The organism is Kocuria rhizosphaerae, from assembly GCF_044462265.1.
In the GTDB taxonomy this organism is placed as follows: Bacteria; Actinomycetota; Actinomycetes; order Actinomycetales; family Micrococcaceae; genus Kocuria; species Kocuria rhizosphaerae.
Map to the genome: position 1 here is coordinate 69,287 of NZ_JBISWL010000083.1, position 16,563 is coordinate 85,849.

General features: G+C 72.4%; 10 protein-coding genes and 1 pseudogene. 6 read left to right on the top strand and 5 right to left on the bottom strand.

The window, feature by feature from the left end; all coding sequences use genetic code 11:
- The first annotated feature begins 53 nt into the window (after positions 1-53).
- A complete protein-coding gene (locus tag ACH9EU_RS10060; protein WP_396413793.1) occupies positions 54-881 on the top strand; it encodes a DUF1206 domain-containing protein in 828 nt (275 codons plus the stop codon).
- Between the two features lie 14 nt (positions 882-895).
- Here ACH9EU_RS10060 and ACH9EU_RS10065 read toward each other — a convergent pair whose 3' ends face one another.
- Both ACH9EU_RS10065 and ACH9EU_RS10070 read right to left on the bottom strand, forming a co-directional pair.
- On the bottom strand, positions 896-1,195 hold the full coding sequence (locus tag ACH9EU_RS10065; RefSeq protein ID WP_396413794.1) for a hypothetical protein: 300 nt from the start codon (positions 1,193-1,195) through the stop codon (positions 896-898).
- Positions 1,192-1,494 (bottom strand): hypothetical protein, encoded by a 303-nt coding sequence (locus ACH9EU_RS10070; RefSeq protein ID WP_396413795.1) that lies wholly within the window; start codon positions 1,492-1,494, stop codon positions 1,192-1,194. Before ACH9EU_RS10070 ends, ACH9EU_RS10065 begins: the two co-directional genes overlap by 4 nt.
- A 92-nt stretch (positions 1,495-1,586) precedes the next feature.
- Here ACH9EU_RS10070 and uvrB point away from each other — a divergent pair, with 92 nt between their 5' ends.
- From uvrB to ACH9EU_RS10085, 3 genes and pseudogenes are all read left to right on the top strand, one after another.
- The gene (gene uvrB / locus ACH9EU_RS10075; RefSeq protein WP_396413796.1) at positions 1,587-3,704 is read left to right on the top strand and encodes an excinuclease ABC subunit UvrB; all 2,118 of its coding nucleotides are present in this window, start codon (positions 1,587-1,589) and stop codon (positions 3,702-3,704) included.
- A 328-nt stretch (positions 3,705-4,032) separates the two neighbouring features.
- A pseudogene (locus ACH9EU_RS10080) lies at positions 4,033-5,022 on the top strand (TerC family protein); the annotation flags it as partial.
- A gap of 518 nt (positions 5,023-5,540) precedes the next feature.
- Positions 5,541-6,860, top strand: coding sequence for a TerC/Alx family metal homeostasis membrane protein (locus tag ACH9EU_RS10085; RefSeq protein WP_396413797.1), 1,320 nt, complete (start codon positions 5,541-5,543; stop codon positions 6,858-6,860).
- A gap of 145 nt (positions 6,861-7,005) precedes the next feature.
- Here ACH9EU_RS10085 and ACH9EU_RS10090 read toward each other — a convergent pair whose 3' ends face one another.
- The 3 genes from ACH9EU_RS10090 to ACH9EU_RS10100 form a co-directional block, all read right to left on the bottom strand.
- Positions 7,006-9,618, bottom strand: coding sequence for a DUF3516 domain-containing protein (locus ACH9EU_RS10090; RefSeq protein ID WP_396413798.1), 2,613 nt, complete (start codon positions 9,616-9,618; stop codon positions 7,006-7,008).
- 51 nt (positions 9,619-9,669) lie between these two features.
- Positions 9,670-13,215: a DUF3376 domain-containing protein gene (locus ACH9EU_RS10095; protein ID WP_396413799.1), complete on the bottom strand. Its 3,546-nt coding sequence runs from the start codon at positions 13,213-13,215 to the stop codon at positions 9,670-9,672.
- Positions 13,216-13,329: 114 nt separating this feature from the next.
- Positions 13,330-13,989: an MBL fold metallo-hydrolase gene (locus ACH9EU_RS10100; protein ID WP_396413800.1), complete on the bottom strand. Its 660-nt coding sequence runs from the start codon at positions 13,987-13,989 to the stop codon at positions 13,330-13,332.
- A 306-nt stretch (positions 13,990-14,295) separates the two neighbouring features.
- Here ACH9EU_RS10100 and ACH9EU_RS10105 point away from each other — a divergent pair, with 306 nt between their 5' ends.
- Together ACH9EU_RS10105 and ACH9EU_RS10110 are read left to right on the top strand one after the other, a co-directional pair.
- Positions 14,296-14,838 (top strand): MarR family transcriptional regulator, encoded by a 543-nt coding sequence (locus ACH9EU_RS10105; RefSeq protein ID WP_396413801.1) that lies wholly within the window; start codon positions 14,296-14,298, stop codon positions 14,836-14,838.
- Between the two features lie 8 nt (positions 14,839-14,846).
- The gene (locus ACH9EU_RS10110; RefSeq protein ID WP_396413802.1) at positions 14,847-16,553 is read left to right on the top strand and encodes an MFS transporter; all 1,707 of its coding nucleotides are present in this window, start codon (positions 14,847-14,849) and stop codon (positions 16,551-16,553) included.
- Positions 16,554-16,563: the final 10 nt, after the last annotated feature.

Genomic DNA, 16,563 nt, shown 5'->3' on the forward strand with positions numbered 1-16,563 from the left:
CGTGGACACGGAGCCGCGGCAGGAGCACGATGGAGTCCCACGGAGGAGGACACATGGGCGAGCTCGGTCGGCAAGCGGGTCGTGCGGCGGCTGCCGCGGACGACGTGACGAACTCCAAGGGCTTCGAGGCCGCCGCGCGTGTCGGCTACTTGGCATCGGGTCTGCTGCACGTCATGATCGGGGTGATCGCGCTGCGGGTGGCCGCCGGCGGGTCGGGCTCGGCGGACCAGTCCGGCGCCGTGTCCGCGGTGGCCGGCAGCCCGGGTGGAGCGGTCCTGCTCTGGATCTGCTTCCTGGGCTCCGCGGCCCTCGCGGTGTTCCTGCTGGGCGAGGTCTTCTTCGGGGCGAGGCAGCGCTCCGGCAAGGAGAAGCTCAAGCACCAGCTGAAGGACGGCGGCAAGGCCGCAGCGTACGGGGCCATCGCCGTGGTGTTCGGCACCTACGCCATGGGCGGCTCCTCGAACAGCGAGGCGTCGGCGCAGTCGATCAGCGCGCGGCTGATGACCCACCCCGCCGGCACGGCGCTGATCGTCGCGGTGGGGGTGGGGCTCGTGGTCGGCGGCGGCTTCCTCGTCCACCGCGGCGCCACCCGCTCCTTCCGGGACAACCTCAAGAGCCTGCCGCCGGGCGGGGCCGGATCGGCGGTCATGGGTCTGGGCACGGCGGGCTACATCGCGAAGGGGATCGCCCTGGGGGTGGTGGGTGTGCTCCTCGTCGTGGCGGCCGTCCAGCACGACCCGCAGGAGGCCTCGGGGCTCGACGGCGCCCTGAAGTCCCTGCTGCAGCAGCCCTTCGGCGTGTGGATCCTCGGGCTCGTGGCCCTGGGCCTGATCTGCTACGGGGCGTTCATGGTGGTGCGGTCGAAGTACGAGCGGATGTGACGCCGGCCCGGTTCTCAGGCGGTGCCGAAGGGGGAAGGTCCCAGGACCAGCAGGGCGACGACGACGGCGGCGGAGACGACCGGGACGAGGGCCACGAGCCGGCGTCCGTGCACGGTCATGCCGAAGACCACCGCGAGCCCCGCGACCACGAGCAGCACGGCCAGGGCCCAGTTCCAGCGGCCGCCCCCGAGACCGGCCACGAACGTGAGCGCGAAGAGCCAGGTCTGGGCCATGGCCGCGAGCAGACCCAGGACGACGGCGCGGGACCCGCCGGGGCGCTGCTCCGGGCGCGGAGGGACGTCCGCCGGTCTCACGCGCTGCCGATGGGGTAGGGGCCGAGCACGGACAGGCCGGCCGCCAGGAGGAACGAGACGGGGGGAACGGCGAGGACCTGTCGTCGTCGCCACAGGGTCAGCACCACGATCACCCCCAGGCCGAGCAGCTCCAGCGCCAGCGCGGTCAGCCAGCTCCACCCTCCCCAGGTCAGGCCGAGCACGAGCGTCGCGGCGAGCAGCAGGCTCTGCAGCACCGAGGCGGTGAGACCGAGAACGGTGGGCAGGGTGTCGGCGGCAGGGGAGCTCCGGGGACCTGCCGTCGCCTCGTGACCGTCCACCGTTGCCTCCCCGCCGGCAGGAGCTCCTCGTGGTCAGTCTATCCGCCGGAGCAGGAGCCCGTCCTGTCCGGGGCGGGGCGTAGCCTGGTGCCATGAGCCTCGCGCAGAAGATCAACCGCGTCGTCGCCCCGTTCGAGGTCGTCTCCGACTACGTTCCGGCCGGCGACCAGCCGAAGGCCATCGAGGAGCTCGCCGCCAGGATCGAGGCCGGCGAGAAGGACGTGGTCCTGCTCGGTGCCACCGGCACCGGGAAGTCGGCCACCGCCGCGTGGCTGATCGAGCGCGTCCAGCGACCGACCCTGGTCATGGTCCAGAACAAGACCCTCGCCGCGCAGCTCGCCAACGAGCTGCGGGAGCTGCTGCCCAACAACGCCGTCGAGTACTTCGTCTCCTACTACGACTACTACCAGCCCGAGGCCTACGTCCCGCAGACGGACACCTTCATCGAGAAGGACTCCTCGATCAACGAGGAGGTCGAGCGGCTGCGGCACTCCGCGACCAACGCCCTGCTGACCCGGCGGGACGTCGTCGTCGTCGCGACGGTCTCGTGCATCTACGGCCTGGGCACCCCCGAGGAGTACGTGGCGCAGATGGTCACGCTGCGCCGGGGCGAGGAGATGGACCGCGACGAGCTGCTGCGGAAGTTCGTCAACATGCAGTACGCCCGCAACGACGTCGACTTCCACCGCGGCACGTTCCGCGTCCGCGGGGACACGGTCGAGATCATCCCGATGTATGAGGAGCTCGCCGTGCGGATCGAGTTCTTCGGCGACGAGATCGAGTCGATCTACACGCTCCACCCGCTGACCGGGGAGATCGTGCGCGAGGAGTCGGAGATGTACGTCTTCCCGGCCTCCCACTACGTGGCCGGCGCGGAGCGCATGGCGCGGGCCGTGAAGGCCGTCGAGGACGAGCTCGCGGAGCGGCTGAAGGAGCTCGAGTCGCAGAACAAGCTCGTGGAGGCCCAGCGGCTGCGCATGCGCACGACCTACGACCTCGAGATGATGGAGCAGATGGGGTACTGCAACGGCATCGAGAACTACTCGCTGCACATCGACGGCCGGCCCCGGGGCTCGGCCCCGCACTGTCTGATCGACTACTTCCCGGACGACTTCCTGCTCGTGGTCGACGAGTCGCACGTGACCATCCCGCAGATCGGCGGCATGTACGAGGGGGACATGTCCCGCAAGCGCACCCTCGTCGAGCACGGCTTCCGCCTGCCCTCGGCCATGGACAACCGGCCGCTGAAGTGGGACGAGTTCCTCGAGCGCATCGGCCAGACCGTCTACCTCTCGGCCACCCCGGGCAAGTACGAGCTGTCCCGGGCGGACGGGTACGTGGAGCAGATCATCCGTCCCACCGGGCTCGTGGACCCCGAGGTCGTCGTCAAGCCCACCAAGGGGCAGATCGACGACCTGCTGGACGAGATCAACCTCCGGGTGGAGCGGAACGAGCGCGTGCTCGTCACCACGCTGACCAAGCGCATGGCCGAGGACCTCACCGAGTACCTCATGGAGCACGGGGTCAAGGTCCAGTACCTGCACTCGGACGTGGACACCCTGCGCCGCGTGGAGCTGCTGCGGGAGCTGCGCATGGGCACGTTCGACGTCCTCGTGGGGATCAACCTCCTGCGGGAGGGCCTCGACCTGCCGGAGGTCTCCCTCGTGGCCATCCTCGACGCCGACAAGGAGGGATTCCTGCGCTCGACGACGTCGCTCATCCAGACGATCGGCCGTGCCGCCCGCAACGTCTCCGGGCAGGTGCACATGTACGCCGACCGGATCACCGACTCGATGGCCACCGCCATCGAGGAGACCAACCGGCGCCGCGAGATCCAGGTCGCCTACAACACGGAGCACGGCATCGACCCGCAGCCCCTGCGCAAGCGGATCGCCGACATCACCGACCAGCTGCAGCGCGAGGAGGAGGACACCCGCGAGCTGCTCGCCCGCCGGGCGGCCGCGGGGAAGAAGACGGCGCCCACCGGGAAGGGCGGGCGGGACGCCGTCGCGGCCGCCGAGCAGAAGCTGCGTCAGGACGGGATCGCCGCCGCCCCGGCGGAGGACCTCGTGGACCTCATCGCCCAGATGACCGAGCAGATGCAGGCCGCGGCCGCCGAGCTGCAGTTCGAGCTCGCCGCCCGGATCCGCGACGAGCTGGGCGACCTCAAGAAGGAGCTGCGACAGATGCAGCAGGCAGGCCACGCCTGAGCCGCGAGGCCCCGGGCGGGCGGACGGTGGGGTCGCGGCCGAGTGCCCAGGGCCGGCGCTCCGGGGGGCGGGTCGGGGCCGGGTGTACCGCCGTCGTCCCGGTGTCCGATAGACTTGCCCCCGCGTAGGGGAGTATCCCTCAGCGCTGCGGTCGTCAGCACGCCGGGCACAGCCGTCCGGCCGGACGCAGCGGCCGACCTCGGCACGCGGGCCCTCGGCCCCGTGCAGGCCGGCGGAGAGACTTGCGGCTCATTCCGGTGCCCTCGTCGCCCCCGTCCGCGGACGCGGCGCGCGCTGGGCACCGCCACCTCTCAGCGAAAGTTCACGCGTGCACACACAACTTCCCGCGTGGTTCGAGATCGGCTCCTTCGTCGTCCTCGGCCTCATCCTCCTGTTCGACCTGGTCATGGTCGCCAAGCGCCCCCACGAGCCCTCCATGAAGGAGGCCGGCATCTGGGTGGGCATCTACGTGGCCCTCGCCCTGGTCTTCGGCGGGCTCATGTTCACCTTCGCCGGCGTGGAGCCGGGCACGCAGTTCATCGCGGGCTGGGTCACGGAGTACAGCCTGAGCATCGACAACCTGTTCGTGTTCATCGTGATCATGACCCGCTTCGCGGTGCCCCGGAAGTACCAGCAGGAGGTGCTGATGGTGGGCATCATCATCGCGCTCGTCCTGCGGGGGGTCTTCATCCTGCTGGGCGCCACGATCATCGCCAACTTCTCGTGGGTCTTCTACGTCTTCGGCGCCTTCCTGCTCTGGACCGCCTACCACCAGGCCAAGGACGACGGCGAGGACGAGGCGGGGGAGAACGCCATCGTCCGCAAGCTGCGGACCGTCGTGCCCATGACCGAGCAGTACAACGGCAACAAGCTGCGGGTGACGGTCGACGGCAAGAAGCTGTTCACGCCCATGGTGGTCGTCTTCATCACCATCGGCATCACCGACCTGATGTTCGCGTTCGACTCCATCCCGGCGATCTTCGGTCTCACCCAGGACCCGTTCATCGTCTTCACCGCGAACATCTTCGCGCTCATGGGCCTGCGCCAGCTCTACTTCCTGCTCGGCGGTCTCATGGAGCGGCTCATCTACCTCAAGCACGGCCTGTCCCTGATCCTGGCGTTCATCGGCGTGAAGCTCATCCTGCACGCCATGCACGAGAACGAGCTGCCGTTCGTCAACGGCGGCGAGCACATCGAGTGGGCGCCCGACATCCCCACGTTCGTCTCCCTGGGCATCATCCTCGCCATCATCGCCGTCGCGACCGTGGCCTCCGTGCTCAGCCCGAAGGGGCGCACCGCGCACGCCGTGGCGGAGCTGCACCGCGCCATCGAGGTGTACCGGGACATCCCGGAGGGGACGCCGACCACCGAGATCCGCACCGTCCAGGCCGAGCTCGTGCGCAAGCACCACGCGGCCCGGACCGCCGTGGAGCGACACCCGGTGGACCTGCCCGACCTCCACGAGCACACGGGCAAGACGGTCGACGAGCACCACGCCGAGAGCGGCCACGAGGGCACCGCTCCGGAGCAGCCGGCCGCCGGGAACGGCGCGGCCGGACCGGGGCGGCCCCGGGGCTGAGCGCCGCGGGCGTTCCGGCCGGACGGATCAGGGCCCGCCCCGCCACGCGGCGGGCCCTTGCGGCGGGACCGGGGCGCGGCCCGTATACACTGTCATCAGCCTAGGGGAGTATCCCTCAGCGCTGCGGACGTCAGCACGTCGGACCCGAGAGTCCGACCGGACGCAGTGACCGTGCCCAGCGCCCAGGACCGTTACGGTCCCGGACGCCCGGTGGAGAGACTTACGGCTGTCCCGTACGCGACCCCGAAAGCAGAACCATGGAAGTTTCCACCACCGTCTGGACCGTCACCCTCGCGGCCATCGTCGGTCTGCTCCTGTTCGACTACGTCTTCCACGTGCGCAAGGCGCACGAGCCCCAGCTGAAGGAAGCGGCGATCTGGTCCGGCGTCTACGTCGGCATCGCCCTCCTCTTCGGCCTCTTCGTCCTCGTCGAGTGGGGCGGGGGATACGCCGGCGAGTACTACGCCGGGTACATCACCGAGAAGGCGCTGTCGGTCGACAACCTCTTCGTCTTCCTGATCATCATGGCCTCCTTCAAGGTGCCCCGCGCGGACCAGCAGAAGGTGCTGCTGTTCGGCATCACCTTCGCCCTGATCGCCCGCACGGCCCTCATCTTCGTGGGCGCGGCCGCGATCAACACGTGGGCGTGGGTGTTCTACCTCTTCGGCCTGATCCTCCTGCTGACCGCGGGCTCCCTCATCAAGGGGGAGGTCTCCGGGACCAAGCACGACGAGGGCGACAACTTCGTGGTCCGGCTCGCCAAGCGCTTCATCCACACCACGGACCACTACGACGGCGACAAGCTCTTCACGGTCCACAACGGCAAGCGGGCCATGACCCCCATGCTGCTCGTGATGGTGGCCATCGGCGGCACGGACGTGCTCTTCGCCCTGGACTCGATCCCCGCGATCTTCGGCCTGACGCAGGAGCCGTACCTGGTCTTCACCGCCGTCGCCTTCTCCCTGATGGGCCTGCGCCAGCTCTACTTCCTCATCGACGGTCTGCTCGACCGGCTCATCTACCTGTCCTGGGGCCTGGCGATCATCCTCGGCTTCATCGGGATCAAGCTCGTGCTCCACGCCCTGCACGAGAACAGCCTGCCGTTCATCAACAACGGCGAGCACGTGGAGGTCGTCGAGGTGTCGATCGGCATGTCCCTGACCGTCATCCTGGGCGTGCTGGTGATCACGGTCCTGGCCTCCCTGTTCAGCCCCAAGGGCCGTGCCCTGCGGGTGCTCAGCGGTCTGCAGACCGTGGCCGAGAAGTACGTGACCCTGCCCCAGGACGCCCCGGCTGAGGAGCGGCGCCGGCTCGCCGACAAGGCCGCAGAGTTCCAGCGGCAGATGCCGAAGATCTCCGACAAGCACCGCGAGGAGCTCCTGGAGTCCGAGAAGCACTTCCACGACCTGCTGGACCGGGCGCGCGGGAAGCACCGGGAGTTCGAGCGCACCGGCATCGGCCCCGAGCCGGAGCAGGTGCCCGCCGAGGAGGCCGAGGCCGTCCACGGGGCCCGGGCCGAGACGCAGGAGGCGGCGGGCACCACGACCCCGGACCCCGGGCGCGGCGGCTCCAGCTGATCCGCGCCCCGCGCGGCGGCCGCTCCACCTGACCCGCGCCCCGGCCCCCTGTCCCTCGGGCAGGGGGCCGGGGCGTCCCGGTGGGCGCACCGTCCGCCGTCGCCGACCCGGCGGAACGCCGACGGCGGCACCGGCCGGCAGGGCCTCAGCGGCCGGTCTCGGTGATCGGTCCCACGTTGTCCACGATCACGGCCGGGAAGCCGTCCTCGTCCGAGGCGCGCAGGTCGATCCGCGCGTTGATGCCCCAGTCGTGGTGGCCGTCGGGGTCGTCGAAGACCTGCACGACCGTCCAGTAGCCCTCCAGGCCCTCGGGCCGCTCGTCGATGCGGATCAGCCCGGGCCCCCGTGACTGGGGGTCGGTGAAGATGTCCTCGTGCTCGCCGAAGTACGCGTCCATGGCCTCCGCCCACCGGTCCCGGTCCCAGCCGTGCTCGCCGTCCAGGGCGCCGAGCACCTTGTCCTTCTCGTCGGCGAACAGCTCCACGCGCTGGAACATGGCGTTGCGCACCATGACCCGGAACGCCCGCGGGTTGGAGGTGATCACCGGAGGCTGCTCGTCGATGAGCTCCTCGAGGGAGTCCGCGGAGGTGCCCATGGGGGACTCCTCCCCGTGGGCGAGCTTCTCCCACTCGTCGAGCAGGGAGTTGTCGGTCTGGCGGATGAGCTCGCCCAGCCACTCGACCATGTCCTCGAGGTCCTCCCGGAGCATGTCCAGCGGAACGGTCTGGCGCAGGGCCTTGTAGGCGTCGGAGAGGTAGCGCAGCAGGATGCCCTCGGATCGTGCGAGGCCGTAGAACTGGACGTAGTCCCCGAAGGTCATGGCGCGCTCGTACATGTCCCGCACCACGGACTTGGGCGTGAGCTCGAACTGGGCGACCCACGGGGCGCCGCTCCGGTAGGTCTCGAACGCCTGGAGGAGCAGCTCCTCCAGGGGCTTGGCGTAGCTGACCTCCTCGAGCTCCTTCATCCGCTCCTCGTAGTCGAGGCCCTCGGCCTTCATGGCGGCCACGGCCTCGCCCCGGGCCTTCTTCTCCTGCATGTTGAGCACCTGCCGGGGCTTCTCGAGCGTCGCCTCGATCACGGAGACGACGTCGAGCGCGTAGCCGGGGTCCTCCCGGTCCAGCAGGGTCAGGGCCGCGAGGGCGAAGGGGGACAGCGGCTGGTTGAGCGCGAAGTTCTCCTGGAGCTCCACGGTCAGCCGCCAGGTCCGCCCCTCCTCGTCGGGGTCGTCGAGCTTCTCGACGACGCCTGCCGCGCGCAGCTCCTTGAGGATCCCGATGGCCTGCTTGAGGAGGGCCCGCTGGCGCTGGCGCGGTTCGTGGTTGTGGGTGAGCAGGTGCCACGCCGCCATGACGGGGTCACCGGGGCGCTGCAGGAGGTTGAGCAGCATCGAGTGGGTGACCGTGAAGGACGAGGTCAGCGGCTCGGGCTCGGAGGCCACGAGGGTCTCGAACGTCGGCTTCCCCCAGGAGACGAATCCCTGCGGCGGCTTCTTCCGCACGACCTGGCGCAGCTTCTTCTGGTCGTCGCCGAACTTCGCGTGGGCCTTCTTCATGGCCTTGTTGTTCTCGATGACGTGCTCGGGCGCCTGGACCACCACCGTCCCGGCGGTGTCGTAGCCGGCCCGGCCGGCCCGCCCGGCGATCTGGTGGAACTCGCGGGCGTTGAGCCGGCGGGTGCGCTCGCCGTCGAACTTGGACAGGGCGGTGATCACCACGGTGCGGATGGGCACGTTGATGCCCACGCCCAGGGTGTCGGTGCCGCAGATGACCTTGAGCAGACCCGTCTGCGCCAGCTGCTCCACCAGCCGCCGGTACTTGGGCAGCATCCCCGCGTGGTGCACCCCGATGCCGTGCCGGACCAGGCGGTTGAGCGTCTTGCCGAATCCGGCGGAGAAGCGGAAGCCGGCGATCAGCTCGCCGATCCGTTCCTTCTCCTCCTTGGTGAGCACGTTGACGGACATCAGGTTCTGGGCCTGGTCCATCGCCTGCAGCTGCGAGAAGTGCACCACGTAGACAGGGGCCTGGTTCGTGCTCAGTAGCTCCTCGAGGGCCTCGTGGATGGGGTCCTCGGACCAGTAGTGGTGCAGCGGGATGGGCCGCTCCGCGGAGGAGACCGTCGTCGTCGGGCGGCCGGTGAGCTCGGTGATGCCCTCCTCGAACCGGCTGACGTCGCCCAGGGTCGCGCTCATCAGCAGGAACTGCGCCTGCGGCAGCTCCAGCAGCGGCACCTGCCACGCCCAGCCGCGCTGGGGGTCCGAGTAGAAGTGGAACTCGTCCATGACCACCGGTCCGACGTCGGCGTCGCTCCCCTCGCGCAGGGCGACGTTGGCGAGGATCTCCGCGGTGCAGCAGATGATGGGCGCGCCGGCGTTCACGGCGGAGTCGCCGGTGACCATGCCGACGTTCTCCGCCCCGAAGATCTCCACGAGCGAGAAGAACTTCTCCGAGACGAGGGCCTTGATGGGTGCGGTGTAGTACGAGCGCTGTCCGGCGGCGAGGCCGGCGAGGTGCGCGGCGACCGCGACGGTGGACTTCCCCGAGCCGGTGGGGGTGGCCAGAACGACGTTGGACCCGCTCGCGAACTCGAGGACGGCCTCGTCCTGGGCCGGGTAGAGCTCCATGTCCCGGGAGGCGATCCAGCCGAGGAACCCCTCGTACACCTCGTCGCCGCTCAGGGGGTTGGTGGCGAAGTCGCCGCGGTAGTACGGACGGCCCGGGGCGCCGAGCTCGGGGGAGAGGGCTTCGAGGAGTTTCATCGCTCCCAGCCTATCCGCAGCCCGTCCGGGCGCGGCCCGCCCCGGTGCGGCTCACCTCCGGGACGTCAGTTCCGCGTCCGGGTCGAAGACGCGCAGCATCCGCTCGACCGGTCCCCACCACAGCGCCCAGGCCCAGACCGGTGCCGCGGCCGCCACGGCGACGACGTCCGACCACCCCTGACCCGGTCCGCCGGCCCAGAGCCACACGGACCACGCCGCCGCGGCGCCGAGCCCGGCGGCGGCCAGGGACAGGGCGAGCGCCCAGCCGGTCCGGACCCATCCGCTCAGGAGCACGGTCCCGGCCACGAGCAGCGCCGCCCCCAGCGCCGCCGCTCGTCCGTGCGCGCTCGCCGGTGCGCCGAGGATGCCGGCGCCCTCGGTCCACGCCGCACCGGCCACCGCGGCGCACCAGACGGCAACGGCGCCGAGCAGGACCACGGCGGCACGGACCGTCTCCGGGAGGGTGCTGCCGGGCACCGTGACGGCCGCGGCCGCGGCCAGCCGGCCCAGGAGCAGGACGCCGACGAACAGGGCCACGGCGGCCGCGCCGTGCCGGTGCGCCACGGAGGCCGTGAAGGGCAGGAACAGGGCGGCCGCGGCGGCGGCCAGGACGGCGGCGCGCCCGAGGGCACGGTGGCGGGCCGCCGCGATCTCCTCGGCCGAGATCGTGGCCTCGGGCGCGGGCGCGGGCGCGGGGGACACGGGCGGCCGTCCGGGGTCCGGGGCGCGGGGTGCGGCCGCGAGCACGGCCCCCCAGCGACGCACGGCCCTCATCCCGGTGCCGGCCAGCACGAGGACCACGACCGTGGCGGAGAGCAGGACCAGAGTCCCGGAGAGCGGGGTCCACTGCTCCCCGGGCGGCAGCGCACGGGAGGGCCCCGCGGCCGCCCACAGTCCGGCGGTGACGGCCACGGCCACGACGGCCGCGCGCACCGGGGCGACGGCGACCGGGACGAGCACCAGCAGCGGCTGGAGCAGCAGCAGCGCCGCCTCCCGGACGGCACGGGGCAGTCCCGGGGTGGCGGCCAGCGCCCGGCCCAGCACGCGCAGCCCCCGGGACGCGAGCGACAGCCGGTAGGACGGGTGGAGGCGCCCCAGGCCGTCCGCGCCGGCCACCAGCCCGGCGCGGCCGCGCTCGGCCGACCCGTGGCCCCGCTCGCGCAGCAGGGTCTCCTGCACCGCGGCCACCACGTCCCCGGCCGGGCCCTCGGCCCGGCCCGGGCCCGGCGGCCCTGCGCCGAACCCGCCGTGCGGCTCCGCGGCCGGGCGTTCCACCCGGCCGGGGAGTTCGCGCAGGACCTCGACCGCGCCCGCCGCGGCGTCCATGCGGCCCCACCACCAGTCGTTCTGCCGCCACTCGGTGCTCAGGAAGCCGCGGAAGTTCAGCAGCCCCGCGCTCGCGAGCTTGGCCCGGGCGGGCATCCTGCCGTCGCCGGGGCCGAGCAGGCGTGCCAGCTCCCGTGCCGTGCCGCCCTCGGCCTCCAGTGCGCTCTGCAGGCGGTCCCGGGCCAGGGCGTCCTGGAGAACGGGGAACTCCTCCGGACGGGCCGGCGGACGGTCGCCGCGGATCTCGCCGTACCCGACCCGGGAGACCGATGCGGGGATCCCCGCTGCCGACAGGAAGGGCGGCAGGTCCGCCGCCCGCAGGTCCCCGGAGCTCGCCGGGACCCTCGACCACGGGGACGCGGACCAGGTCGCCGCTCCTCGGCCGGCCTCCGCTCCACCTGCCGGAGCGGTGGACACCGCCGGGTGCCGGGCGAGCAGCTCGCCCACCACGGCGTCGAGCTCGCCCCAGGCCCGTGCGAGGACGGGCCCGGACGCGGCGTCCCCGCCCCGTGCGAGCCAGGCGTCGACGGCGGAGGTCAGCGGCGTGTCCGGGTCCGCGGTGGCGGCGAGCACGGCGTGGAACTGGCGGTCTCGCTCGTGGCGAGCCACGGCGAGGACGCGGTACGCGCGCACCCGCGCCTGCGCCGTGCCGGGCCCCGCCGGAGGCGTCCGCACGCCGCCGAGGGCGAGCTCCTCGAGGGACCGCACCCAGGACAGCACGCAGGACGCGGCGTCGAACAGGGCCTGCGGGCCGTGCAGCAGGCCGTCGGCCTCGCGGTGGTCCAGGGGTGCCCCGGACAGGGCGTCACAGCGCCGGAGCAGCTCGTCACGGAGCGCCCCGAGCTCGGCCGGCGGCCGGGCCCGCAGGGCGTCACGCCGCGCGAGCGTGGAGGTGAGCTGCCACACCGACGGCCGGGTGAGGAGTCCGCCCAGCAGATCGCCGTCGGCCCGGCCGCGGTAGCGGATGTAGGCGCGGCGGCGCTCGGCGAGGGCGTCCGGCGTCCACGGGCCTGCGACGGCCGTCAGGGTCTGCCGGCGGCCGTCCGCCACGAGCCGCGCGCTCAGGGTCTCGGACAGGGCCAGCACCTCGTCGTCGTCGTACTCCCGCCGGGGAATCCGGGAGGCCGTGGCCACGAGCGTGGGCACCAGGCGAGGGAGCCCGCGGTCCGGGAGGGGGCCCTCGCGGGGCGCGGGCGGGTCCGGGTCGAGGTAGAGCAGGCAGCGGTCGGCGTAGCGCGCGGAGCTGCGGGTGACGGCGGCCGCCATGGCCCGGTCGATGGGGACGTTGTCGAACACACCGCCGTCGACGACCCGGTAGGGCAGGGCAGCGGGGTCCCGGTGCGAGCCGAAGGCGTGACCGAGGTCCGGCCGCCCTGCGGAGGGGCCGGGGGCCTGCCGGGCCCCGGGCGTGGGGGCGGACCAGACAGCGGCCGGCTCGAAGGCGCCCGGCAGGGACGCGGTGGTCCGAGCGGCGTAGGCCAGACGGTTGAGGGCGTCCGCGGCACGGCCCGGGTCGGCGCCCCGCCGCGGGATCCCGTTGTCCGGGGGAGGGGTGGGCGAGCCGGGTTCGGGGGACGAGAAGTGGAACTCCCCGCGCCCCTCGGCGACCGCGGTGTCGGCCGAGGCGTCGCTGTCCAGGATGGTGGCGGACAGCTCCACCGTGACGTGGTCGGCCACGAGATCCGGATGGTGCTCCGTGGTGGTGTGCAGGTCCCTGAGGACCGCGAGCAGCTTCGGCCACAGGTACTCGTCACCGCGCAGCAGCGAGTCGACGGGGCGCGGGCCCAGCGGCTGCAGCAGCCGTGAGAGGGCGCCGTGCTCGGCCCACAGCCGGTTCAGGGCCGACAGGTCGGCACCGGCGCGCTGGGCCACGGCGTGCACCACGCTGTTGAGCCCGCCGGCGCTCGCTCCGGCCAGGATGTCGAACTCGACCCGGTCGTAGCCGGCGTCCGCGAGCAGCCCGGCGTACACCGCGGCGCGCTCGGCCAGGCGCGTGTCGGGGGCCCCCGAGGGGTGCAGCAGGAACGCGTGCAGCGACCCGTCCCCGTCCCGGTGGATCCGGATCCGGCGGAGCACGTCGAGCTCGGCCACCGCTCCGCCGATCCACACGGCCAGGCTGACCCCGCCGCGCATGGCCAGGGCGAACCGCAACGTGCGCCCGAACGCGGGAGGCCTCCCGGCCGCCGCGTCCGCGAGCCGCTGCGCCGGCCCGAGCACCGAGAGCCGCAGCCCGCCGCTGCCCGGTGGACTGCCGGGCGGGGGCGAGGTCACCCCCGCCTTCGGCGCACGGGGACCGGTCGGCCGGTCACGGCGTCCACGGGGTGGCCCGGCAGGACGAGGACCGGGAACACGCGGACGGCGCTGTAGGCGCCGCGCGTGCCGTGCTCACCACCCGCGGGCCCGCCACTCGTCCAGGTGCGGGCGCTCGGCCCCCAGCGTCGTCGGCTTCCCGTGGCCGGGGTGGACCACGGTGTCGTCGTCGAACCGGTCGAAGATCCGCTCGGTCACGTCCGTGACCAGCTGCTGGAAGTCCTCGGGGCTGTTCGTCTTGCCCACTCCGCCCGGGAACAGGGAGTCCCCGGAGAAGACGTGCGCCGGGCCGTGCGGGTCGCGGTAGACCAGCGCGATGGAGCCGGGGGTGTGCCCGCGCAGGCCGACGACTTCGAGGTCGAAGCCGTCGAACTCCGCGGTGTCCCCGTCCTCGAACGTCATGTCCATGGGGACGGCGATGTCCGCCTCGTCGTCGGCTCCGCACGCGGTCATGGCCTCGGAGCGGGAGCGGACCTCCTCGAGGGCGCGTACGTGGTCCCAGTGCGAGTGGGTCGTGATGATGAGCTGGAGGTTGCCGTAGGCCTGGGAGCAGTCGCCGTTGCCGGCACCCACGAGACCGGCGATGGCCCGGGCGTCGTCGGCCGCGTCGATCAGGACCTGGGTCCCCTCCTGCTTCGAGGTGAGCAGGTAGACGTTGTTGTCCATCTCGCTCACCGAGATCCGGCGGATCGTGAGCTCCGGGAGGTCGGTGACCTCCGTCTTGGTTGCGATCATGGGGACGAAGGTACTCCCATGCTTTTGGCCTCGCCAACCGCGCCGGGGATCGCCGGGTCGCGAGGGCCGTGGACGGGTGGCTCACCCGGTCAGATCGGGCGCTCGAGCCCTCGCCGTTGCCGGAGTCCGTTCGTTGCGGGACGAGTACCCCGCGCGTACAGTTGCGTGCGGCAACAAAACGTCCGGACATCGGACGACACCGCGTCCGCGTCGCCGGCGACGCGGGATCCGTCGGCGATCGGGGCGGGGTTGATCGAGTGCCCGCTCGTCGTCCCCGTCCGTGTCCCGATCCCCGAGGAGCTGCCGATGCCCGTCTCCCACGAGACCGCGGTCGAGCTCGTGCGCGACCTGCTCGAGCTGCAGCGCGTCATGAAGCGCCTGACCAAGTCCGAGCCGGGCCGCCGTGCGCTCAGCCCCACGTCCATCGCCCTGCTCTACTACCTGATCGGCTCGGGCCCGAGCCGCGCCACGGTGATGGCCGCCGAGACGGGCCTCGGTCCGTCGGGGCTCAGCCGGCAGCTGGCCGGTCTGGACGACTCCGGCCTCGTCGAGCGCACCCCCGACCCGGAGGACGGGCGTGCCGCGCTGGTGTCGATCACGGACCGGGGACGGGAGCAGGTCCGGGCGGTTCTGGAGGAGGACGCCCACAGCCTCGCCTCCCGACTCGAGGACTGGGACGAGGAGCGGGCGCGGGCCAGCCGCAGCGCCATCAACGAGATCACCACGGTGTTCCTGGACTCGCTGGGCGCCGGGCGCACGACGTCGTGCCCCCGCGACCACGACCGCGTGCACTCCCGGCACGCGGACGACCGGAACGGCCGGACCGGCGACGACGAGCACGAGGCGTGAACCGCGGCATGACGCCACAGCAGCCGGCCGCCGCCCCGGGCGGCGGGACCGGGGCCGCCCCCCGCGACGTGATGCGCGCGCTCACGGCGATCCTGTCCGTGTTCTTCATGGCGATGGTCACCCTGACCATCATCGGCACGGCGCTGCCCGTGATCATGGCGGACCTCGGGGGCGACCAGACCGCGCTGTCCTGGACGGTCACGGGGACGCTCCTGGCCAATGCGGCGACCACGCCGGTCTGGGGCAAGCTGGCGGACCTCTTCGACAAGAAGAAGCTGCTGCAGCTGTCCATCGTGATCTTCGTGCTGGGCTCGGCCATGGCGGGGCTGTCCCCGACCATCGAGCTCCTCGTGCTGGCCCGGGTGGTGCAAGGTGTCGCGATGGGCGGGGTCATGGCTCTCGCCATGACCATCATGGGCACGATCATCCCGCCGCGGGAACGCGGCCGGTACGCCGGCTACATGGGGGCCGTCATGGCGGTCGCCACGTCGGCGGGGCCGCTGCTGGGCGGGCTGATCGTGGACGGCTTCGGCTGGCGCTGGGTGTTCCTGATCCCCGCGCCGCTGGCCGTGCTCGCCGCCGTGCTCGTCCACCGCACCCTGCACCTCCCCCCGCAGCAGCCCCGGAGGGTGAGCATCGACTGGCCCGGCATCGCCCTGCTGGTCGTCTCCTCCTCCGCCCTGCTGCTGTGGGTCTCCCTGGGCGGCCGTCCCGGCACGTTCGCGTGGCTCTCGCCGACCTCCGCGGCGCTGCTCGGCACGGCCCTCGTGGGCACGGTGCTGCTGGTGCTGGTCGAGCGGCGCGCCGCCGAGCCCGTGGTGCCCTTGCGGGTGGTCACGGAGCGGACCACTGCGCTCGCGATCGTCGCGGCCATCGCCACGGGTGCGGCCCTGTTCGCCTCGACCACGTACCTGGGCCAGTACTTCCAGCTCGGCCAGGGCTTCAGCCCCACGATGGCGGGCGTGCTGATGCTCCCGCAGGTGCTCGGGTCCCTGGTCGGCGCCACGGTCGCGGGACACCTGATCACCCGGTACGGGAGGTGGAAGATCGTCCTGGTGGTCGCCGCCGCGCTCATGTCCGCCGGGCTCCTCCTCGGGGCCACGCTCACCCACGACACCCCGCTCTGGGCGGTGAGCGTCTTCATCGCCCTGATCGGCCTCGGCATCGGCGGGCTCAACCAGAACCTGGTCCTGGCCGTGCAGAACACCGTGGGGCTCAAGGACATGGGGGCGGCGTCCTCCTCGGTGGCGTTCTTCCGCACCATGGGCGGCGCCGTCGCCGTGGCCGTGTTCGGCGCACTCATGAGTGCCCACCTGGCGGACCGCATGGCCGCGTCCGTGCGGTCCACGGGCGGGGACCCGGCCGCGGTGGACGCCACCACGATGGACCTGGAGTCCCTGCCCGCCGCGCTCGAGGGCGCGGCGCGGGAGGCCTACGGCACGGGCACCGGGCTGGTCTTCCTCGTCGCGGCCGCCGGCTCGCTCGCGGCGCTGCTGGCCGTGCTGCTCATCAGGGAGATCCCGCTGCGCCGCACCGTGGACATCGTGGAGACGGACCCGGCGACGGGCGAGCTCCGGGTCGTGACCCGTGCGCTCGACGGCCGCGAGCCGCGGCGACCGCGCGAGGGGAGCCGACGCGAGGGAGACCGACCGCCCGGGGCGGCGGCGCCTCGGGAACCCGAGGACACCACCACGGGCCCGGTGGACCGGCTGTGAACCCGCCCAC